Origin of the sequence: Stutzerimonas balearica DSM 6083 (assembly GCF_000818015.1) — a bacterium.
Taxonomy (GTDB): domain Bacteria; phylum Pseudomonadota; class Gammaproteobacteria; order Pseudomonadales; family Pseudomonadaceae; genus Stutzerimonas; species Stutzerimonas balearica.
In genome coordinates this window covers 2,424,854-2,442,397 of record NZ_CP007511.1, presented here as the reverse complement: position 1 = coordinate 2,442,397, position 17,544 = coordinate 2,424,854, and the positions used below count along the sequence as shown (strand labels likewise).

The 17,544-nt window shown below is 61.5% G+C and carries 17 protein-coding genes and 2 tRNA genes; 12 read left to right on the top strand and 7 right to left on the bottom strand.

The window, feature by feature from the left end; genetic code table 11:
• Nucleotides 1-142 precede the first annotated feature (142 nt).
• Complete coding sequence (locus CL52_RS11030) at nucleotides 143-1,174, top strand: acyltransferase family protein (protein ID WP_043220606.1); 1,032 nt, start codon at nucleotides 143-145, stop codon at nucleotides 1,172-1,174.
• A gap of 45 nt (nucleotides 1,175-1,219) precedes the next feature.
• Here the strand turns inward: CL52_RS11030 and CL52_RS20710 are convergent, their stop codons facing one another.
• Nucleotides 1,220-1,519: an I78 family peptidase inhibitor gene (locus CL52_RS20710; RefSeq protein ID WP_074519890.1), complete on the bottom strand. Its 300-nt coding sequence runs from the start codon at nucleotides 1,517-1,519 to the stop codon at nucleotides 1,220-1,222.
• A 117-nt stretch (nucleotides 1,520-1,636) separates the two neighbouring features.
• Here CL52_RS20710 and CL52_RS11025 point away from each other — a divergent pair, with 117 nt between their 5' ends.
• Nucleotides 1,637-2,038 (top strand): PA2779 family protein, encoded by a 402-nt coding sequence (locus CL52_RS11025; protein WP_041105036.1) that lies wholly within the window; start codon nucleotides 1,637-1,639, stop codon nucleotides 2,036-2,038.
• Nucleotides 2,038-2,964: a PA2778 family cysteine peptidase gene (locus tag CL52_RS11020; protein WP_043223144.1), complete on the top strand. Its 927-nt coding sequence runs from the start codon at nucleotides 2,038-2,040 to the stop codon at nucleotides 2,962-2,964. Before CL52_RS11025 ends, CL52_RS11020 begins: the two co-directional genes overlap by 1 nt.
• Before the next feature lie 8 nt (nucleotides 2,965-2,972).
• Here CL52_RS11020 and CL52_RS11015 read toward each other — a convergent pair whose 3' ends face one another.
• Complete coding sequence (locus tag CL52_RS11015) at nucleotides 2,973-4,256, bottom strand: NAD(P)/FAD-dependent oxidoreductase (protein ID WP_043220602.1); 1,284 nt, start codon at nucleotides 4,254-4,256, stop codon at nucleotides 2,973-2,975.
• A 170-nt stretch (nucleotides 4,257-4,426) separates the two neighbouring features.
• On the opposite strand from CL52_RS11015, the gene CL52_RS11010 reads away from it, so the two are divergent.
• From CL52_RS11010 to CL52_RS10970, 9 genes are all read left to right on the top strand, one after another.
• Nucleotides 4,427-4,503 (top strand) — tRNA-Val (locus tag CL52_RS11010).
• Nucleotides 4,504-4,721: 218 nt separating this feature from the next.
• The gene (gene thrS, locus CL52_RS11005) at nucleotides 4,722-6,644 is read left to right on the top strand and encodes a threonine--tRNA ligase (protein WP_041105040.1); all 1,923 of its coding nucleotides are present in this window, start codon (nucleotides 4,722-4,724) and stop codon (nucleotides 6,642-6,644) included.
• Nucleotides 6,644-7,195 carry a translation initiation factor IF-3 gene (gene infC / locus CL52_RS11000; protein ID WP_173425365.1) on the top strand — a complete coding sequence of 184 codons (552 nt, stop codon included), beginning with the start codon at nucleotides 6,644-6,646 and terminating at the stop codon, nucleotides 7,193-7,195. The genes thrS and infC overlap by 1 nt, the downstream gene beginning before the upstream one ends.
• A 59-nt stretch (nucleotides 7,196-7,254) precedes the next feature.
• Nucleotides 7,255-7,449 (top strand): 50S ribosomal protein L35, encoded by a 195-nt coding sequence (gene rpmI, locus CL52_RS10995; protein ID WP_003289526.1) that lies wholly within the window; start codon nucleotides 7,255-7,257, stop codon nucleotides 7,447-7,449.
• 27 nt (nucleotides 7,450-7,476) lie between these two features.
• Entirely contained in the window at nucleotides 7,477-7,833 is a 357-nt protein-coding gene (gene rplT / locus CL52_RS10990; RefSeq protein WP_041105045.1) for a 50S ribosomal protein L20, read from the top strand.
• A 162-nt stretch (nucleotides 7,834-7,995) separates the two neighbouring features.
• Nucleotides 7,996-9,012, top strand: coding sequence for a phenylalanine--tRNA ligase subunit alpha (gene pheS, locus CL52_RS10985; RefSeq protein ID WP_041105047.1), 1,017 nt, complete (start codon nucleotides 7,996-7,998; stop codon nucleotides 9,010-9,012).
• Nucleotides 9,013-9,046: 34 nt separating this feature from the next.
• The gene (gene pheT / locus CL52_RS10980) at nucleotides 9,047-11,425 is read left to right on the top strand and encodes a phenylalanine--tRNA ligase subunit beta (protein ID WP_043220598.1); all 2,379 of its coding nucleotides are present in this window, start codon (nucleotides 9,047-9,049) and stop codon (nucleotides 11,423-11,425) included.
• A gap of 3 nt (nucleotides 11,426-11,428) precedes the next feature.
• Nucleotides 11,429-11,731: an integration host factor subunit alpha gene (gene ihfA, locus CL52_RS10975; protein WP_011913482.1), complete on the top strand. Its 303-nt coding sequence runs from the start codon at nucleotides 11,429-11,431 to the stop codon at nucleotides 11,729-11,731.
• The gene (locus tag CL52_RS10970; protein WP_041105054.1) at nucleotides 11,712-12,068 is read left to right on the top strand and encodes a MerR family transcriptional regulator; all 357 of its coding nucleotides are present in this window, start codon (nucleotides 11,712-11,714) and stop codon (nucleotides 12,066-12,068) included. Before ihfA ends, CL52_RS10970 begins: the two co-directional genes overlap by 20 nt.
• A 93-nt stretch (nucleotides 12,069-12,161) precedes the next feature.
• Here CL52_RS10970 and CL52_RS10965 read toward each other — a convergent pair.
• The 5 genes from CL52_RS10965 to nuoK all read right to left on the bottom strand — a co-directional run bounded on the left by CL52_RS10965 (nucleotide 12,162) and on the right by nuoK (nucleotide 17,539).
• Nucleotides 12,162-12,238 (bottom strand) — tRNA-Pro (locus CL52_RS10965).
• A 174-nt stretch (nucleotides 12,239-12,412) separates the two neighbouring features.
• On the bottom strand, nucleotides 12,413-13,819 hold the full coding sequence (locus tag CL52_RS10960) for an NADH-quinone oxidoreductase subunit N (RefSeq protein ID WP_052264555.1): 1,407 nt from the start codon (nucleotides 13,817-13,819) through the stop codon (nucleotides 12,413-12,415).
• Complete coding sequence (locus CL52_RS10955) at nucleotides 13,819-15,306, bottom strand: complex I subunit 4 family protein (RefSeq protein ID WP_200889395.1); 1,488 nt, start codon at nucleotides 15,304-15,306, stop codon at nucleotides 13,819-13,821. The genes CL52_RS10960 and CL52_RS10955 overlap by 1 nt, the downstream gene beginning before the upstream one ends.
• The gene (locus CL52_RS10950) at nucleotides 15,303-17,234 is read right to left on the bottom strand and encodes an NADH-quinone oxidoreductase subunit 5 family protein (protein ID WP_043220594.1); all 1,932 of its coding nucleotides are present in this window, start codon (nucleotides 17,232-17,234) and stop codon (nucleotides 15,303-15,305) included. Before CL52_RS10950 ends, CL52_RS10955 begins: the two co-directional genes overlap by 4 nt.
• A complete protein-coding gene (gene nuoK, locus CL52_RS10945; protein ID WP_043220592.1) occupies nucleotides 17,234-17,539 on the bottom strand; it encodes an NADH-quinone oxidoreductase subunit NuoK in 306 nt (101 codons plus the stop codon). The genes CL52_RS10950 and nuoK overlap by 1 nt, the downstream gene beginning before the upstream one ends.
• Between the last annotated feature and the right edge of the window lie 5 nt (nucleotides 17,540-17,544).

The following is a 17,544-nucleotide window of genomic DNA, read 5'->3' as shown; positions in this document are numbered from 1 at the left end:
CCTGAGGCGCAGTTGGGAGCTGAGCCGATGGTCGGCAGGTGCAAGGTTAAACAAAGCCGGCATTGGGTTGTCTATCTCCACCACCTGCCTCGCTGGCGGGGGCCGTCTTCGTTTCGCCCACGAAAACAAGGAGAACAGAACGATGAAGGAGAGAAACGTCTGGGTCGACTACGCCAAAGCGATCGGGATCATTCTGGTGGTATACGGGCATGTAGCACGCGGCGTCTTCAATGCCGGGCTGCCGATGGATGAAGCCCGGTACGCGCTGGTCGACAGCATTATCTACAGCTTCCACATGCCGCTGTTCTTCTTTCTGTCGGGGCTGTTCTTTTACGATTCGCTGGTCAAGCGCGGGAAGGGTGGCCTGATCATCAACAAGGTCGACACGATCGTCTACCCGTTTATCGTCTGGTCTCTTTTGCAGGGCTTCATCGAGGTCGTGCTGTCCAGATACACCAACGGCCAGGTAACCGTGACAGAGGTGCTGTCGCTGTTATGGATGCCTCGGGCGCAGTTCTGGTTCCTGTATGCCCTGTTCCTGGTGTTCGTGGTTTGCGCTTTCACCTACAGCCGGGCGGACCGTCGCTACTTTCTGCCACTCGTAGTGCTGTTCGGTTTGCTTTTTGTTTTTCAAAAGGACATTGCCACCGAGGGGCCGCTTCGTTTCATTCTGGGTAACACGGTGTTCTTTGCCCTCGGGGTCTGGTTCAACGAAGTGAAGGCTTTCTTCATGGCTCGTTGCGCCCAGTTGAGCGCTTTCTTCGGTGTCTTGTTCGTCGTCGGCCAATACCTGTTCCATGTGACCTATGGCCTGAATTACACCGTGGGCGGGCTGCCAGTGCTTGCGTTGGCGACCGTGTCGATCTTTTTCATGGCGGCCCTATCGATGTGGCTCGGGCAGTTCCGTGTCGACTGGCTGTTGTTCATCGGGGCGTCGTCCATGACGATCTATCTGATGCACATCCTGGCCGGTAGCGGGGCGAGGGTGATTCTCAGCAAGTTCATGGGCATCGACTCGATTCCTCTGCATCTGGTCGTCGGCACGTTGGTTGGCTTGCTGGCGCCGCTGGCTGCGCAGTGGGTCATTACGCGCTTCAACCTGAGCTTCCTGTTGACGCCTCCAAGGCCTGTTTCGGCAACCAATCTGCATATGCGCAAGGCGGTGGCTCAGTAGTCGGAGCTGGCGGGCCGGTGCTCCGTCGAGGCCGGCCCGTTATTTCTATCCGCAGTGAATGCGCTCGATGGTCAGTTCTTCATCGGTATGCAGGTTCAGCCGCTGTGAGTCGTATTCCAATGTCACCACGTCATTAGGACGCAGTACGCGTGCGCGCTGAGCGCCCGCAAGCTCTCGGGCCTTTTCGAGCAGGGCCGGGGTCGCTGTCTTGCCGATCATTGAATGAACGGCTTCGGCATTGCATCCCTGGAGGCTCGGAGAATGGGTGGCTGGAGGCGGCGAACTGCAAGCGCCGAGAGACGACACTGCAAGAATCGCCCAGAGGTGCTTTGCTGAAACATGCATAGACTTTCATTCCTTATGCTTTGCTTGAGATTGTGGAAAGGAACCGAAACGACGCCGGGCCGTCTCAGTTCGGTGAGTTGTGCGGTGTGGATAAAACAACCAAAAAGGGGTTTCGCTATGTTCACTTCGTCTTTTCTACGGCGTATCGCTGCAGTGGTGTTGATGATGCACGCGCTGCTTGTTGTTCAGGTTCCTCAGGCTCAGGCGGCCATGATCGGTACGCCGGAGATCCTCTCGGAACATCAGCAGCAGGTCGATCGCCAGCAATTGCTCGGCATGCTCGACGACCAGGACGTACAGAAAAAGCTCGAGTCAATGGGAGTCGAGCGGCAGCAGGTCGAAAAGCGCATCAACAGTCTGACGCCAGCGGAACTGGCGCAGTTCAATCAGCAGTTGGATAACGCTCCCGCTGGCGCCGGTGTTGTCGGCATCATCGTCCTGTTTCTGGTGATCTTCATCATCACTGACATGCTCTGTGCGACCAACATCTTCAACTTCGTCAATTGCATCAACCGTTGATCCGACTGCTCGTTGCGCTGTGCGTAGCGCTTGCGCTGGGCGGCTGCGCACAGCATCGGGTCGCCATCGAAGGGAAAGGGCTGCCGCCAAGGATCGAGTTGACCGAGGTGCCCTTTTTCCCCCAGCAGGACTATCAGTGTGGGCCTGCTGCCCTGGCGACCATGCTTGCCCAGCGCAATATCGCTGTGACTCCGGACGATCTGGTCGGGCAGGTCTATCTGCCATCCCGAAAAGGCAGCTTGCAGGTCGAACTGGTGGCAGCGTCCCGGGCTGCGGGCTTGCTGGTCTATCCGTTGCAACCTCGACTGGAGACGGTTCTGACCGAGGTTGCGGCAGGAAACCCCGTGCTGGTATTGCAGAATCTGGCGTTTGATCGATGGCCGCAGTGGCACTTCGCGGTCGTCGTGGGTTACGACCTGGCACAGCAGCAAATCATCCTGCGCTCGGGTACTACGCGCCGATGGGTTGGGAGCTTTGCGCAGTTTGAGCGGAGCTGGGCCAAGGGGGAGCGCTGGGCGGTCCTGACGCTGCCTCCCAGCCGCCTGCCAGCAACGGCGCAAGAGCTGCGCTGGCTTCAGGCGGCCAGCGATTTGGAGCAAACGCAAGGAGTGCAGCAGGCCAGTGTGGCCTACCGCACGGCCGTCGAACGGTGGGGCAGTGCGCTGTCCTGGTTCGCGCTGGGCAATAGTCAATACGCGGGCAGGCAATTTGGAGAGGCGGAGCGAGCGTTTCGCCAGGCGATCATCGCCGACGGTCACTTCGCTCCCGCCTGGAACAACCTGGCCCAGCTGTTAGCGGAGCGCGGGTGTACAGCGGGTGCAGCGGTGGCTCGTAGGTGCGCCTCACAGGTGGGGGCGCAGTCCGGTGATGCCGAGGCCTCCTCGCGGCCCGCTCATGCCTGTGGCGCGCCGCCTCGCTGCCCATAGTCGTAACGTTAAAAGCCGAGGCGATCACGCAGCGAGTAGTAGAGTGCACCCAGTGCGCTGATAGCGGCGCCAAACCGCTGCCCGCCGGGGAACGGATAGTGGCGCAGGCTGGCGAAAGCATCGAAGCGCTCGGCTTGGCCTTTGATGGCTTCGGCAATGATCCGGCCGGCAAGATGCGTATAGGTCACCCCGTGCCCGCTGCAGCCCTGTGAGTAGTAGATGTTATCGCCCAGCCGTCCGACCTGCGGCAGGCGCGAGAGAGTGAGGAGGAAATTGCCCGTCCAGGCAAATTCGATCTTCGCCTCGCGTAACTGCGGAAACGTCTCCAGCATCTTCGGTCGGATGATGGATATTACATCTGCCGGGTCTCGAGCTCCGTATACGACGCCTCCTCCATAGATCAGGCGGCGGTCGGCAGATAGCCGGTAATAGTCCAGCAGGTAATTGCAATCCTCGACACAGTAATCGTGCGGCAAGAGGCTGCTAGCGATTTCGGCAGCAAGTGGCTCCGTCGCGATGACTTGGGTGCCGCAGGGCATCGACTTCGCGGCAAGTTCCGGGACCAGATTTCCCAGGTATGCGTTGCCGGCGACCACGACGAACCGTGCGCTTACCTGGCCTTCTGGGGTTCGAACCATTGGACGTTGCCCTCGCTCGATCTTGATCGCGGGGGATTGCTCGAAGATCCTGCCGCCTAGATGTTCGACCGCCAGGGCCTCGCCCAGTGCGAGGTTGAGCGGATGTATATGGCCGCCTTGTCGATCCAGCATGCCGCCAACGTATCGGTCGCTGGCAACCTCGCTCCGAATGTCCTGGCCATCCAGCATTTCGAGGTGCTGGTAACCATAGCGCTCCCAGAGGGCTTTCTGGCCCTCCAGGTGCCGCATCTGTTTCGTGCTGAGGGCAGCAAAGATCCCGCCGTCCTTGAGGTCGCAGTCGATGTCGTACTGTCTGATACGTTCGCGGATGATCCGGGCCCCTTCAAACGCCATTGCCCCTATCAGTGCTGTTTCGTGAGCGCCAGCGGTTCGCTCGATCGTGTCGATGTCCCGGCTATAGCTGTTGACGATCTGGCCACCGTTGCGCCCGGACGCACCGAAGCCGACGCCTGCAGCCTCCAATACGACCACTCGGTATCCCTGCTCAAGCAAGGACAAAGCCGTGGAAAGGCCCGTATAACCCGCGCCGATGATACAAACATCGGTTTCTACTGCCTCCTGTAGTCGCGGGCGGGCAGGGGCTTTGTTGGCCGAGGCTGCATAATACGAGGCTGGATAGTCGATGTGCGCCATTTCGGTCAACCTGTTGTGAATATTTGACGCGATACTAGCTGGACACCAAGGGCGCTGTCAGCCACTGGTCGAACCCGCTTGCCGAAAGACGAAAAACAAAAAATTTTCAGTAGGTTAGCGAAAAAACGCTTGACGCTATTCTTCGAATCTATAGAATGCGCACCCAACGAAGGCACATAGCTCAGTTGGTTAGAGCACCACCTTGACATGGTGGGGGTCGTTGGTTCGAGTCCAATTGTGCCTACCAAATCGAAAAGGGTCGCGAAAGCGACCCTTTTTTTTGGTCTGCTTGCCCTGTGGCCTGCTTTCTGAAAGCATGCCGGGCTCTTTTTTCCAGTGACTTCGGTTCGCCAGGCTCTCAATGCTCCCACCAGTGTGCGGTGGGTTGGCCCGGTGGATCGCTTTCCTGGCTCATCCCACCCCATGTGGCCTTTGGTAGGGGTCACCACTAGGAAAGGAGGCGCCATGCCCATCATTACTCTTCCTGACGGCAGTCAGCGTGCATTCGATCATCCGGTAAGTGTTGCCGAGGTGGCGCAGTCCATCGGGGCGGGGCTCGCCAAGGCGACGCTCGCTGGCAAAGTTGATGGCCGTCTCGTAGATGCCTGTGACGTGATCGATCATGACGCCACGTTGCAAATCATCACGCCGAAGGATGAGGAAGGGCTGGAGATCATCCGTCATTCCTGTGCGCATCTCGTCGGGCACGCTGTCAAGCAACTCTATCCGTCGGCGAAGATGGTCATTGGGCCGGTTATCGATGAGGGCTTCTTTTACGATATCTCCTATGAGCGCCCTTTCACGCCGGAAGACCTGGCGGCTATCGAGCAGCGCATGAAAGAGCTGATCGACAAGGATTACGATGTCATCAAAAAGATGACGCCTCGTGCTCAGGTGATCGAAGTATTCAAGTCCCGTGGTGAAGACTACAAGTTGCGGCTGGTCGAGGATATGCCGGACGAGAAGGCCATGGGGCTGTACTACCACGAAGAATATGTCGACATGTGTCGTGGTCCGCATGTGCCCAACACGCGCTTCCTCAAGGCATTCAAGCTGACCAAGCTGTCCGGTGCCTACTGGCGTGGTGATGCCAAGAACGAGCAGTTGCAGCGCATCTATGGCACCGCCTGGGCTGACAAGAAGCAGCTGGCAGCGTATATCCAGCGCATCGAAGAAGCTGAGAAGCGCGATCATCGTCGCATCGGCAAGCAGTTGGATCTGTTTCATACCCAGGAAGAAGCGCCGGGTATGGTTTTCTGGCATCCCAATGGCTGGACCCTGTATCAGGTGCTCGAGCAGTACATGCGCCAAGTGCAGCGTGAGAACGGTTATGTCGAGGTTCGCACCCCGCAGGTCGTTGATCGCATCCTGTGGGAGAAGTCAGGCCATTGGTCCAATTACGCCGAGAACATGTTCACGACGGAATCGGAAAGCCGCGACTATGCGGTGAAGCCGATGAACTGCCCGTGTCATGTGCAGATCTTCAACCAGGGTCTGAAGTCGTACCGTGAGCTGCCTTTGCGCATGGCGGAGTTCGGCGCTTGCCATCGCAATGAGCCTTCCGGTGCGCTGCACGGCATTATGCGCGTGCGTGCGTTCACTCAAGACGACGCGCACATCTTCTGTACCGAAGAGCAGGTCAAGAAAGAGGCGGCCGATTTCATCAGGCTGACTCTCAAGGTCTACGCAGACTTCGGCTTCAGCGACATTGCCATGAAGCTTTCCACTCGGCCGGCCAAGCGGGTCGGCTCGGAAGAGCTCTGGGATCGCGCTGAGGGTGCGCTGGCCGATGCGCTGAATGAGTCTGGTCTGGCCTGGGATTACCAGCCGGGTGAGGGCGCTTTCTACGGGCCGAAAATCGAATTTACCCTGCGCGACTGTCTGGGGCGGAACTGGCAGTGCGGTACGCTGCAATACGATCCGAACCTGCCTGAGCGACTGGATGCCAGCTACATTGCTGAAGATAACCAGCGCAAGCGCCCAGTGATGCTGCATCGCGCGATCCTGGGGTCCTTCGAGCGTTTCATCGGAATGCTGATCGAGCATTATGCTGGGGCCTTCCCGGCTTGGCTTGCGCCGACCCAGGCGGTGATCATGAACATCACCGACAAGCAGGCTGATTTTGCGCTCGAGGCTGAGAGGGTGCTCGCTCAGAGCGGCTTCCGTGTCAAGGCCGACTTGAGAAACGAGAAGATCGGCTTTAAAATCCGCGAGCATACTTTGCTCAAGACTCCCTATCTCTTGGTTATTGGGGATCGGGAAGTCGAAACACGATCCGTTGCTGTGCGCACCCGCGAAGGCGTCGACATGGGCTCCATGCCCCTCGAGCAGTTCGCCCAGTTGCTGGCACAGGCGGTTTCCCGGCGTGGTCGCCAAGAATCGGAGTAATCACTATTAAGCGTGAAATGAGACAAGATAGAAGAGCTCAACCCAAGGCCCCGATCAACGAGAACATTACCGCACGCGAAGTGCGTTTGATCGGCTCCGATGGGGAGCAAATTGGCATCGTCTCGATTGATGAAGCGTTGCGTGTCGCCGAAGAGGCCAAGCTTGACCTGGTGGAGATTTCCGCGGATGCGACTCCTCCGGTCTGCCGAATCATGGATTACGGCAAGCACCTTTTCGAAAAGAAGAAGCAGGCCGCAGCGGCAAAGAAGAACCAGAAACAGGTTCAGATCAAAGAAGTGAAGTTTCGTCCAGGGACGGAAGAAGGGGATTACCAGGTAAAGCTACGCAACCTGGTACGTTTCCTTGAAGAGGGGGACAAGGCCAAGGTTTCCTTGCGATTCCGCGGCCGTGAGATGGCTCACCAGGAGCTGGGGATGGAGTTGCTCAAGCGGGTCGAAGCAGACCTCGCTGAGCTTGGTACCGTCGAACAGCATCCTAAGCTGGAAGGACGCCAGCTGATGATGGTCATCGCTCCCAAGAAGCGTAAGTAACCTACCGGGCACTGGCAGGCCTGATGGTTGACTGTTGTTATTGAATGCGGAGTACGAACATGCCAAAGATGAAAACCAAAAGTGGTGCTGCAAAGCGCTTCAAGAAGACTGCAAACGGCTTCAAGCACAAGCACGCCTTCAAGAGCCACATCCTGACCAAAATGTCCACCAAGCGTAAGCGTCAGCTGCGCGGTTGCTCGCAAGTGCATCCGTCTGACGTTGCAAAAGTGGAGCGCATGCTGCGCGTTCGTTGATTCGGTCAAGACCTGGAGAAATAACTCATGGCTCGTGTTAAGCGTGGCGTCATCGCTCGTCGCCGTCACAAGAAAATTCTGAAACTCGCCAAAGGCTACTACGGTGCGCGCTCGCGTGTGTTCCGCGTTGCCAAGCAGGCGGTGATCAAGGCTGGCCAGTACGCCTACCGTGACCGCCGTCAGCGCAAGCGTCAGTTCCGCGCTCTGTGGATTGCTCGTATCAATGCTGGTGCGCGTGTTAACGGTCTGTCCTACAGCCGTTTCATTGCCGGCCTGAAAAAAGCAGCCATCGAGATCGACCGTAAGGTTCTGGCCGATCTGGCAGTGAACGAAAAAGCGGCATTCGCTGCGATTGTCGAAAAAGCCAAAGCCTCTCTGGCCTAAGCTCCGACGATCACGAGTCCCCACGGATTCGTCGCGGATGTCACTCGATAGGGGAAGAGCCTGTGCTCTTCCCCTATTTCGTATCTAAGGAGGCTTTTGCAAAAGTGCACGGGAAACCCGGTGGGGCCGGTGCGGTTCTGCAAGAACCTCGGGAGGTTGTACATGGAAAACCTGGAGGCACTGGTCTCGCAAGCGCTCGATGCCGTGCAGCAGTGCGTAGACGTCAATGCTCTGGAGCAGGTCCGGGTGCAATACCTGGGCAAGAAAGGCGAACTGACTCAGCTGATGCAATCGCTCGGCAAACTGTCTGCCGAAGAGAGACCGAAGGCTGGCGCATTGATCAATGCGGCCAAAGGCCAGGTCCAGGATGCCCTCTCTGAGCGAAAGGTTGAGCTTGAACGGGCCGCCTTGAGTGCGCAACTGGCCGCCGAATGTATCGACGTGACCTTGCCGGGTCGAGGGCAGCAATCCGGAGGCCTGCACCCGGTAACCCGCACGCTGGAGCGGATCGAGCAGTTCTTCACGCGTATCGGATATCGTGTTGCGGAGGGGCCTGAAGTCGAGGACGACTATCATAACTTCGAGGCACTGAACATTCCGGGGCATCATCCGGCCCGGGCGATGCACGATACGTTCTACTTCAATGCGAACATGTTGCTGCGCACCCATACCTCGCCCGTCCAGGTGCGCACGATGGAGTCGCAGCAGCCGCCGATTCGCATCGTTTGTCCTGGCCGCGTGTATCGCTGCGATTCGGATATCACGCATTCCCCGATGTTCCATCAGGTCGAGGGCTTGCTGGTCGATGAGGGCATCAGCTTCGCGGACCTGAAAGGGACGATCGAGCAGTTTCTTCGGGTATTTTTCGAGAAACCTCTGGGCGTACGCTTTCGGCCATCATTCTTCCCCTTTACTGAGCCGTCCGCCGAAGTGGATATGCAGTGCGTGATGTGCAGCGGGAAGGGCTGTCGCGTATGCAAACAGACCGGTTGGCTCGAAGTGATGGGCTGCGGCATGGTCCATCCGAACGTGCTGCGCATGTCAGGGATCGATCCGGAGAAATATCAAGGCTTTGCTTTTGGCATGGGGGCCGAACGGCTCGCCATGTTGCGCTATGGCGTCAATGACTTGCGTCTGTTCTTCGATAACGACCTGCGGTTTCTTGCGCAATTTCGCTAGTGCCGAGTCACGTCCGTAATTTTGGGAGAACAGAATGAAGTTCAGTGAGCAGTGGTTGCGTACCTGGGTCAACCCTGAAGTTTCTCGTGAAGAGCTGGTGGCTCGGCTATCGATGGTCGGTCTCGAAGTCGATGCCGTTGAGGCTGTAGCCGGCAGCTTCAGTGGGGTTGTGGTCGGTGAGGTCGTTTCTACCGAACCTCATCCTGATGCCGACAAGCTGCGTGTTTGTCAGGTCAGCAATGGTCGAGAGACGTTCCAGGTGGTTTGTGGCGCTCCGAACGTGCGGTCCGGACTTAAAGTCCCCTTCGCCCAAGTCGGCGCCGTGTTGCCGGGTGATTTCAAGATCAAGAAGGCGAAGCTGCGCGGTGTCGAGTCGCACGGCATGCTCTGTTCGGAAGCCGAGTTGAAGATCAGCGATGATCATGGCGGGCTCATGGAGCTGGCCGACAACGCGCCTGCCGGGCAGGATCTGCGTGCTTATCTCGGGCTCGATGATGTAAGCATCGAAATCGGGTTGACGCCCAATCGCGGCGATTGCCTGTCCATTGCCGGCCTTGCTCGTGAGGTCGGCGCCATTTACGGCGCGTCCGTCTGTGAGCCGGCGATCGGGCAAAACCCTGTTGCAACAGACGATCTCCGCCCAGTTGAAGTGTCGGCGCCTCATGCGTGCCCCCGGTATCTGGGACGAGTTTTGCGCGACGTCGACGTCAGCCGCCTGACGCCTTTGTGGATGGTCGAGCGCCTGCGCCGGTCCGGTATTCGCAGCATCGATGCTGTGGTGGACATTACCAACTACGTGATGCTCGAGTTGGGGCAGCCCCTCCACGCCTTTGATTTGAAGCAGATCGAAGGCGGAATCCGCGTACGCATGGCCACCGAAGGTGAGCCCCTGGTATTGCTCGACGGACAGAAGGTGTCGTTGCGGCCCGATACGCTGGTGATCGCGGACCATCGGCGCCCGTTGGCCATCGCTGGCATCATGGGCGGCGAAGACAGCGGTATCGCAGCGGACACGAAGGACCTGTTCCTCGAATGCGCTTTTTTCGATCCGATTGCCCTGGCCGGCAAGGCGCGCTCATACGGGTTGCACACTGATGCCTCGCATCGTTACGAGCGAGGCGTGGATCCGGAGCTCGCCAGGCGGGCGATGGAGCGAGCAACCGAGCTGTTGCTGGACGTCGTAGGCGGAGCTGCTGGCCCCGTCGTAGAGGTGGCTAGCGAGGCCCATTTGCCCAAGCCTGCCCCGATTACACTGCGTGGCGAGCGAATCGATCAGATGCTTGGGCTGGAGATGGATCGAGCTCAGGTCGAGTCGATGTTGGCGTCCTTGGGTTTCGGCGTTTCCGAATGCGCGGAGGACAGTTGGCAGGTCGATGTACCCAGTCATCGATTTGATGTCACGCTGGAGGTCGATCTCATTGAGGAGCTGGGACGACTGTACGGCTACGACAAACTTCCGACTCGTTATCCGCAGGCTCGTCTGGCCCCAGAGTCCAGCCAGGAAGCGCAGGCTGACCTAGCGGCCTTGCGCCAGGTGCTGGTCGATCGTGGCTATCAAGAGGCCATCACCTACAGCTTCATTGATCCCAAGTTGTTCGAGCTGTTCACACCGGGTGTGGCTCCGCTCGAGCTGGCCAATCCGATATCTGCCGATATGTCCGCAATGCGGGCGTCGCTGTGGCCGGGCCTGGTCAAAGCGTTGCAGTACAACCTCAACCGCCAGCAGGCTCGGGTTCGCCTCTTTGAGGCAGGATTACGCTTTGTCGGACAGTTGGGCGAACTGCGTCAGGAAAACATGCTCGCCGGAGTCGTCTGCGGCAGTCGGCATCCTGAGGGATGGGCTAACGAGCAGGTCGAGGTAGATTTCTTCGATGTGAAGGCGGACGTCGAAGCCTTGCTCGGCGCAGCCGGCGCTGGGCGTGATTTCCGCTTCGTGCGTGATGAGCAGGCTGTGCTCCATCCAGGTCAGACTGCCCGGATCGAGCGGAATGGTCGTCTGGTTGGATACCTGGGGGCGCTGCACCCAAAGGTCGCTCGGGCACTCGGTATCGAGCAGCGCGTGTATCTTTTCGAAGTTTCACTCGCCGAGATTCGCGAAGGCAGGTTGCCAAAGTTTCAGGAGCTCTCGCGTTTCCCTGAGGTACGTCGGGATCTCGCGATTGTCGTAGCTAGAGACATTGCGGCCGATGAGATCCTTTCTTGCATTCGGGATTGTGCGGGCGAGACGCTTCGCGAGCTCAGGTTGTTTGACGTTTACCAAGGTAAAGGTATTGATCCGCTTAGCAAAAGTATGGCAGTCGGCTTGACCTGGCAGCATTCCGCGCGCACTCTAAACGACGACGAGGTGGCCGCTGCAATGGAGCGGATCATCACCACTCTGGAAGAAAGGTTCAACGCCACGTTAAGGAAGTAGCGTATGGGGGCTCTGACGAAAGCTGAAATGGCCGAACGTCTATATGAAGAGCTAGGCCTGAACAAGCGCGAGGCCAAGGAGCTGGTCGAACTCTTTTTCGAAGAGATACGCCAGGCACTGGAGCATAACGAGCAAGTCAAATTGTCGGGGTTCGGCAATTTCGACTTGCGAGACAAGCGCCAGCGCCCCGGCCGCAATCCGAAGACCGGCGAGGAAATCCCCATCACTGCTCGCCGAGTCGTCACATTCCGCCCCGGCCAGAAACTCAAAGCCAGAGTCGAAGCCTATGCTGGAACCAAGCCATAACGACGAATTACCGCCAATTCCAGGCAAACGTTACTTCACCATCGGTGAAGTGAGCGAGCTCTGTGCGGTCAAGCCACACGTGTTGCGCTACTGGGAACAGGAATTTCCCCAGCTGAGCCCGGTGAAGCGACGAGGTAATCGCCGCTATTACCAACGGCAGGACGTGCTCATGATCAGGCAAATTCGCGCGCTTCTCTACGAGCAGGGCTTCACGATAGGCGGTGCCCGGCAACGCCTATCGAGTGACGAGGCGCGTGACGACCTTACCCAGTACAAGCAGTTGATTCGGCAGATGATTGTCGAGCTGGAGGAGGTCAGGCAGGTGCTGCTTAAGTAGCGCGACCCTACATGTAAGAATCGCCAGTCACTATATGAAGCCTGAAATGAAAACGGGATCAGAGCTTAAGGCTACTGATCCCGTTATCTTGTTTGGTCGGGACGGAGTGATTCGAACACTCGACCCCTTGCACCCCATGCAAGTGCGCTACCAGGCTGCGCTACGCCCCGACAGTGCTTTCCCTAGCTGGAAAGCGCGTGAACTATACACTAACCGACTGAATTGAGAAAAGTTTTTTTGTTGTCCATAACATGTATGGGCACCACTATCCCTGCCGGTACGCTGCGTGCCTTCTAGCGCATGAGCCGCGGCTTGGCCGCTGTATGGATGCATTCACTACGGCGTTAGCAACAGCCGGCCAGCAGCGGCGCGATCAGCCACTGTATCAGTATCCCGCCGAGGAGCAGCAGCGTCCCGCTTAGCCAGACCATTGAGCGTGCCGTAATGCCTTCCAGGTAGTGCGCTGGAGCGCCGCAAGGCTCGGCGAAGACGATCGTGCAGGCAACCCTCAGGTAGTAGAACAGCGAGATCGCCGTATTGAGCGCAGCAACGAGGGCCAACCAGCCAAGGCCGCCGTCGAGCACCGTGCGGTAGAGCATGAACTTGCCGAAGAACCCCACCAGTGGCGGGATGCCGACCAGCGACAGCAGCGCGAGGATCAGCACCACCGCAGCGCCCGGAGTGCGCCATGCCAGCCCGGCGTAGTCGGTGAACGCGGTACGCCCGCGCAGGGCGATCACCACGGCGAAGGCGGCCAGGTTTGCCAACGCATAGCTGGCCAGGAATACCAGCAGCGTGCTCGCCGCGTCCGCGCTACGGCCAAACACGGCGACCGCCATCAGGGCAAAGCCCGACTGGGCGACCGACGACCAGCCAAGCAGCCGGCGCAGGTCCTGTTGCCAGAGGGCAGCAAGGTTGCCGAGGGTCATGGTCACCGCGGCCAGCACGGCAACCAATAGCGCCGCATCGAGTTCGGCTGGCAACAGGGCGAGTAGCCGAGCCAGGGCAACAGCGGCACCGATCTTCGGCACCACCGTGAGAAAGGCCGCGGCCGGCGCCGGCGACGCCTGGGCCACATCGGGCATCCAGGCATGGGCGGGAAAGGCCGCGAGCTTGAAGGTCAGGCCGACGACCAAGCAACCGACCGCCACCTGTAGCGCCAGCCCGTCGTTACCCTGCGTCAGCGCCGTAGCGATGGCCGGATAACCGGTGCTGCCGGTAAGGCCGAACAGCCAGACCGCGCCGATGCACAGCAGCGTGTTGGTCAGGGCGCCGACCAGGAAGTACTTCATGCCTGCCTCCAGCGCCGGCGCGAAGCGGCGGTGAAAGGCGGCCAACGGGTAGCTCGCCACCGAGGACAGCAATACCCCCACGACCAATTCCATGATGTCGCTGGCCGAAGCGAGCATGAGCACGCCGAGCACGGCGAACAGCAACAGCGCGTAGAACTCGCCATGCCGTCGGTCGCTGGCGAACCAGGCCGGCGATAACAGCACCACCACGGCACTGGCACCAAGCACGATGAGCTTCGCCGCCACGGCCAGGCCGTCCAGCGCCCACACGCCGGAAAAGGTCAGGCGCGGCGGCTCACCCCACTGGGCCACGGCGAAACCGGTCGAGCAGGCGATCGCCAGAAGCGCCAGCAGTGCCATCCCGCCGAGCCGTGGCTGCGGCAGGAACGCCGACGCGAGCACGATGGCCACCGCGCCGAACAGCAGGCAGAGCTCCGGTAGCAGGTCGGTGATCGGCATCAGCGCAGGCCCAGCAGCCAGCCGGCGCTGGCCTCGACGACACCCAGCAGGAACTGCGGCGCCACGCCGATGAGCACGAACGCCGCGGCCAGTACGCCGAGCACCCACCCTTCGCGCCGGCCAAGGTCGTTGAAGCCGTCCAAACGCGGCGGCAGCTCGCCGAAGAACAGCTGAGTCAGCGTCTGCAGGAACAGCGCCGCGGTGATCAGGATGCCGAAGATGCCGATCACGGCGAGCCCGGGGTAGACCGCGAAGGTCCCGGCGAACACATGGAATTCCGCCACGAAGCCGGCCAGGCCGGGCAGCCCGAGGCTGGCGAACGCGGCGAGCACGGCAAAGCCGGTCAGCAGCGGTGCGCGCCGGGCCAGGCCGCCGTAATGGGCGAGCTCGTAGTCCTCGGTGCGCTGCCAGAACGAGCCGCAGATGAGGAACAGGCTGCCGGTAATCAGGCCGTGCGCGACCATCTCCACCGTAGCGCCGACCAGCGCCAGCTGCCGCGCCGCTTCATCGCCACTGAGCAGTGCGCCAGCCACGGCGAGGCCGAGCACGGTATAGCCCATGTGGTTGACCGAGGTGTAGGCGATCCGCCGCTTGAGGTTGCGCTGGCCGAGCGCCACCGAGGCGCCATAGAGAATCGACACCACCGCTACCAGCGCGATGACCCAGGCGTAGTGGGCGAAGGTTTCTCGCATCATCGCGAAGGGGATGCGCAGCATGCCGAAGGTGCCCATTTTCAGCAGCACGCCGGCGAGGATCGCCGAGGCCGGCGCCGGCGCGTCCACGTGTGCCTGCGGCAGCCAGGTGTGCACCGGCACCAGCGGCGTCTTGATGCCGAGCCCGATCATCAGCCCGAGGAACACCAGACCGGCCGGAACCGTTGCGCCGACGAGCGGTTGTTCGGCGATCAGCACACGCATGTCGAAGGTGTGCGGGGCCACCGACAGGTACAGGCCGATGAACGCCAGCAGCATCAGCAGCGAGCCGCAGAAGGTGTAGAGAAAGAACTTGAGCGCCGACACCTGGCGCTCGCCGTGCCCCCAGCGGCCGATGAGAAAGAACATGCCCACCAGCGATAGATCGAAGAATACGTAGAACAGCAGCAGGTCGAGGGCGAGAAACACCCCGAGCGAGACGCCGAGCAGGAACAGCAGCCAGGCGTAGTAGGTCGGCGCACGCCCGCGCGTATCGACCGGATAGACAATGCTGGCGACGAACACCAGCGCGCTCATGCCCGCCACCGCCAGGGCGATGCCGTCCACGCCGAGCCGCCAGGCCATGCCCAGGCCCGGCACCCAAGGCACCTCCTCGATCTGCTGGAACAGCGCGCCGCCCGGATCGAAACGCAGCCAGGCCAGGCCCAGGCAAACCAGCGAAACGAGCGCCAACGCGGTGGCGAAGGTGCGCGAAGCGGCCTCGCTCCAACGCGGCAGCAGTGCGAGGGTCAGCGCACCCAGCAAGGGCAGGCTGACGGCAGCGGTGAGGATCACGGCAGGCCTCCTATCGCGAGAATCAGGACCACCACGGCGAGGCCCGCGGCAATTCCGGTGTAGTAGTGGTGCATCTGCCCGCTTTGCAGGCGGCGCACGTGCCGCCCGAGGGCGCCGGTGGCCTCCGACAGGCCGCTGACCCAGCCGTCGAACAGCGCTTCGCCGCGCCGATCACCGAGCCGCGCCAGCCCCTCGCCGACCCGTGCGGTGAGGCGGACGCCACCGTCCACCGCACGGTCGTCGAAGCGGGCCAGCGCATGAGCGGCCGAGCCGTAGCGCGCCACCAGGCGCAGGCCGCCGTCGACCACCCGGTCATCGAAACGCGCCAGGGCATGACTGGCGGCAAACAGCGCGCTGGCTCCGCGCGTGGCCAAAGCGGGCAGGCCGAACCAGCGGCTGAGCATCGGGTGGCGCGTGTTGGCTTCGTCTTCGTTGCCCCATTGCTGGCGCACGGCTACCGCGCCGCCGAGCACGCCCAGCCCGACCAGCAACCACGACAGCAGCACTTCCCAAGGCTTGCCGGCCGGCAGGACGAAGCCCAGCCGGTGCCCGATCGCTTCGGCGAGGCCCGGCCACCACAGCAGCGAGAGCAGCAGGGAACCGGCGCTGAGCAGGTACAGGGCCAGGCGTTCGGCGTTGCTGGGGCGACCGCCCGGCGTGCGCGGCATGCCGGGGCCCGGGCCGAACCCCAGCCACTGCAGGCGCGTGGCGTAGTACGCGCTGAATGCCCCGGCGAACATCGTCGCCAGTGCCAGCCAGGCGCCGTGATGGCCCGCGGCGCTGACGATCTGCTCCTTGCTCCAGGCGCCACCGAGCGGCGGTACGCCCGCCAGCGCCAGGCTGGCGATGAGCGTTGCGACGGCGATGCCGGGCAGGCGCCGGCCCAGGCGCATGGCGCCGAGCGCATAGCTGCCGACCTGGTGCTCGGCGATGCCGCTGGCCAGGAACAGACCGGCCTTGAAGAACGCATGCACCACGAAGTGCAGCAGCGCGGCCCCCGGGTAGCCGGCACCGACCGCCAGCCACATCAAGCCATGGTGCGCGGAGGTCGAGGCGGCGAGCAGTTTCTTGGCGTGCCCCTGCAGGCCGGCCACCACGCCACCGGCCAGCGCCGTCGCCAGCCCCAGCGCCATGGCCAGCGGCGCGAACCAGGCGACTGCGTCCAGGCTCGGATGCAGGCGAGTGGTCAGGTACACGCCCGCCGCCACCATGGTGGCAGCGTGCAGCAGGGCCGAGACCGAGGTCGGGCCGGCCATCGCGGCAAACAGCCAGGGCGCGAACGGCAGTTGCGCGGATTTCGCCGCACAGGCGAGCACGATGCCCGCGACGAAGACCTGCAACGGCATGCCCTCCAAGCTGGGCAGGGCGGTGAAGGCGAATGAGCCGCTGCCCGCGAAGGCCGCGGCCGCCGCGATGTACAACCCCAGGTCGCCGAAGCGGGTGACCAGAAAGGCCCAGCCGGCATCGCGCAGGTTGCCGCGTTCGCGCCAGTCATGGCCGATCAGGGACCAGGACAGCGCGCCGACCAGCTCCCAGGCGATCAGCAAGGTCAGCAGGTCGGCGGCCAGCACCAGCAGCTCCATTGCCCCGACGAACGCCAGCAGCAGCGCCATCAGCCGGGCCAGCGCGGCGGGCGTCGGCGCCTGCGCCTCGTGATGGGCGGCATACAGCGCTATGGGGGCGGCCACCAGCGGCACGGTCAGAGCGAACACGGCGCTCGCCGGGGCCAGCGCCAGCGTCAGCTGGATCTGCGAACTCCAGCGGTAGCTGCCCGACCAGTCGCCGAGCAGTGCCGCCACGGCGAGCCCGACCGTCGTCAGGATTACCGCGGTGGCCAGCCCGGCGAGGCGCGTACGGCGGCCGTCACGGCACAGACCATAGAGCAGCGGCGCCGCCAGCAGCGGCAAGAGCGGGACCAGCCAGAGCATCAGTGTTTCAGCCCGTCGAGCGCTTCGGTGGTGTCGGCCTGCTTGGCGCGATAGACCGCCACCACCAGGGCGAAGCCTATGGCCATTTCGATAGCCATCACCGCCATCACCACGATGGTCAGCAACTGGCCCTGTGGCATGCCGGCGCCGGTCAGGGCCCAAAAGGCCACCGACGCCAGCATCACGCCGTTGAGGATCAGCTCCAGGCCCATCATCAGCATGACGAACGATTGCTGGGACAGCGCCCCGTAGACGCCGATGCCAATCAGGCCGGCGGCGAGCAGCAGCAGGGTGGTCAGGGTCATCGTCG

Coding starts and splice junctions, on each gene's coding strand:
- CL52_RS11030 (WP_043220606.1), top strand. CDS start 143: ATGAAGGAGAGAAACGTCTGGGTCGACTACGCCAAAGCGATCGGGATC.
- CL52_RS20710 (WP_074519890.1), bottom strand. CDS start 1,519: ATGCATGTTTCAGCAAAGCACCTCTGGGCGATTCTTGCAGTGTCGTCT.
- CL52_RS11025 (WP_041105036.1), top strand. CDS start 1,637: ATGTTCACTTCGTCTTTTCTACGGCGTATCGCTGCAGTGGTGTTGATG.
- CL52_RS11015 (WP_043220602.1), bottom strand. CDS start 4,256: ATGGCGCACATCGACTATCCAGCCTCGTATTATGCAGCCTCGGCCAAC.
- thrS (WP_041105040.1), top strand. CDS start 4,722: ATGCCCATCATTACTCTTCCTGACGGCAGTCAGCGTGCATTCGATCAT.
- rpmI (WP_003289526.1), top strand. CDS start 7,255: ATGCCAAAGATGAAAACCAAAAGTGGTGCTGCAAAGCGCTTCAAGAAG.
- rplT (WP_041105045.1), top strand. CDS start 7,477: ATGGCTCGTGTTAAGCGTGGCGTCATCGCTCGTCGCCGTCACAAGAAA.
- pheS (WP_041105047.1), top strand. CDS start 7,996: ATGGAAAACCTGGAGGCACTGGTCTCGCAAGCGCTCGATGCCGTGCAG.
- pheT (WP_043220598.1), top strand. CDS start 9,047: ATGAAGTTCAGTGAGCAGTGGTTGCGTACCTGGGTCAACCCTGAAGTT.
- ihfA (WP_011913482.1), top strand. CDS start 11,429: ATGGGGGCTCTGACGAAAGCTGAAATGGCCGAACGTCTATATGAAGAG.
- CL52_RS10970 (WP_041105054.1), top strand. CDS start 11,712: ATGCTGGAACCAAGCCATAACGACGAATTACCGCCAATTCCAGGCAAA.
- CL52_RS10960 (WP_052264555.1), bottom strand. CDS start 13,819: ATGCCGATCACCGACCTGCTACCGGAGCTCTGCCTGCTGTTCGGCGCG.
- CL52_RS10950 (WP_043220594.1), bottom strand. CDS start 17,234: ATGCTCTGGCTGGTCCCGCTCTTGCCGCTGCTGGCGGCGCCGCTGCTC.
- nuoK (WP_043220592.1), bottom strand. CDS start 17,539: ATGACCCTGACCACCCTGCTGCTGCTCGCCGCCGGCCTGATTGGCATC.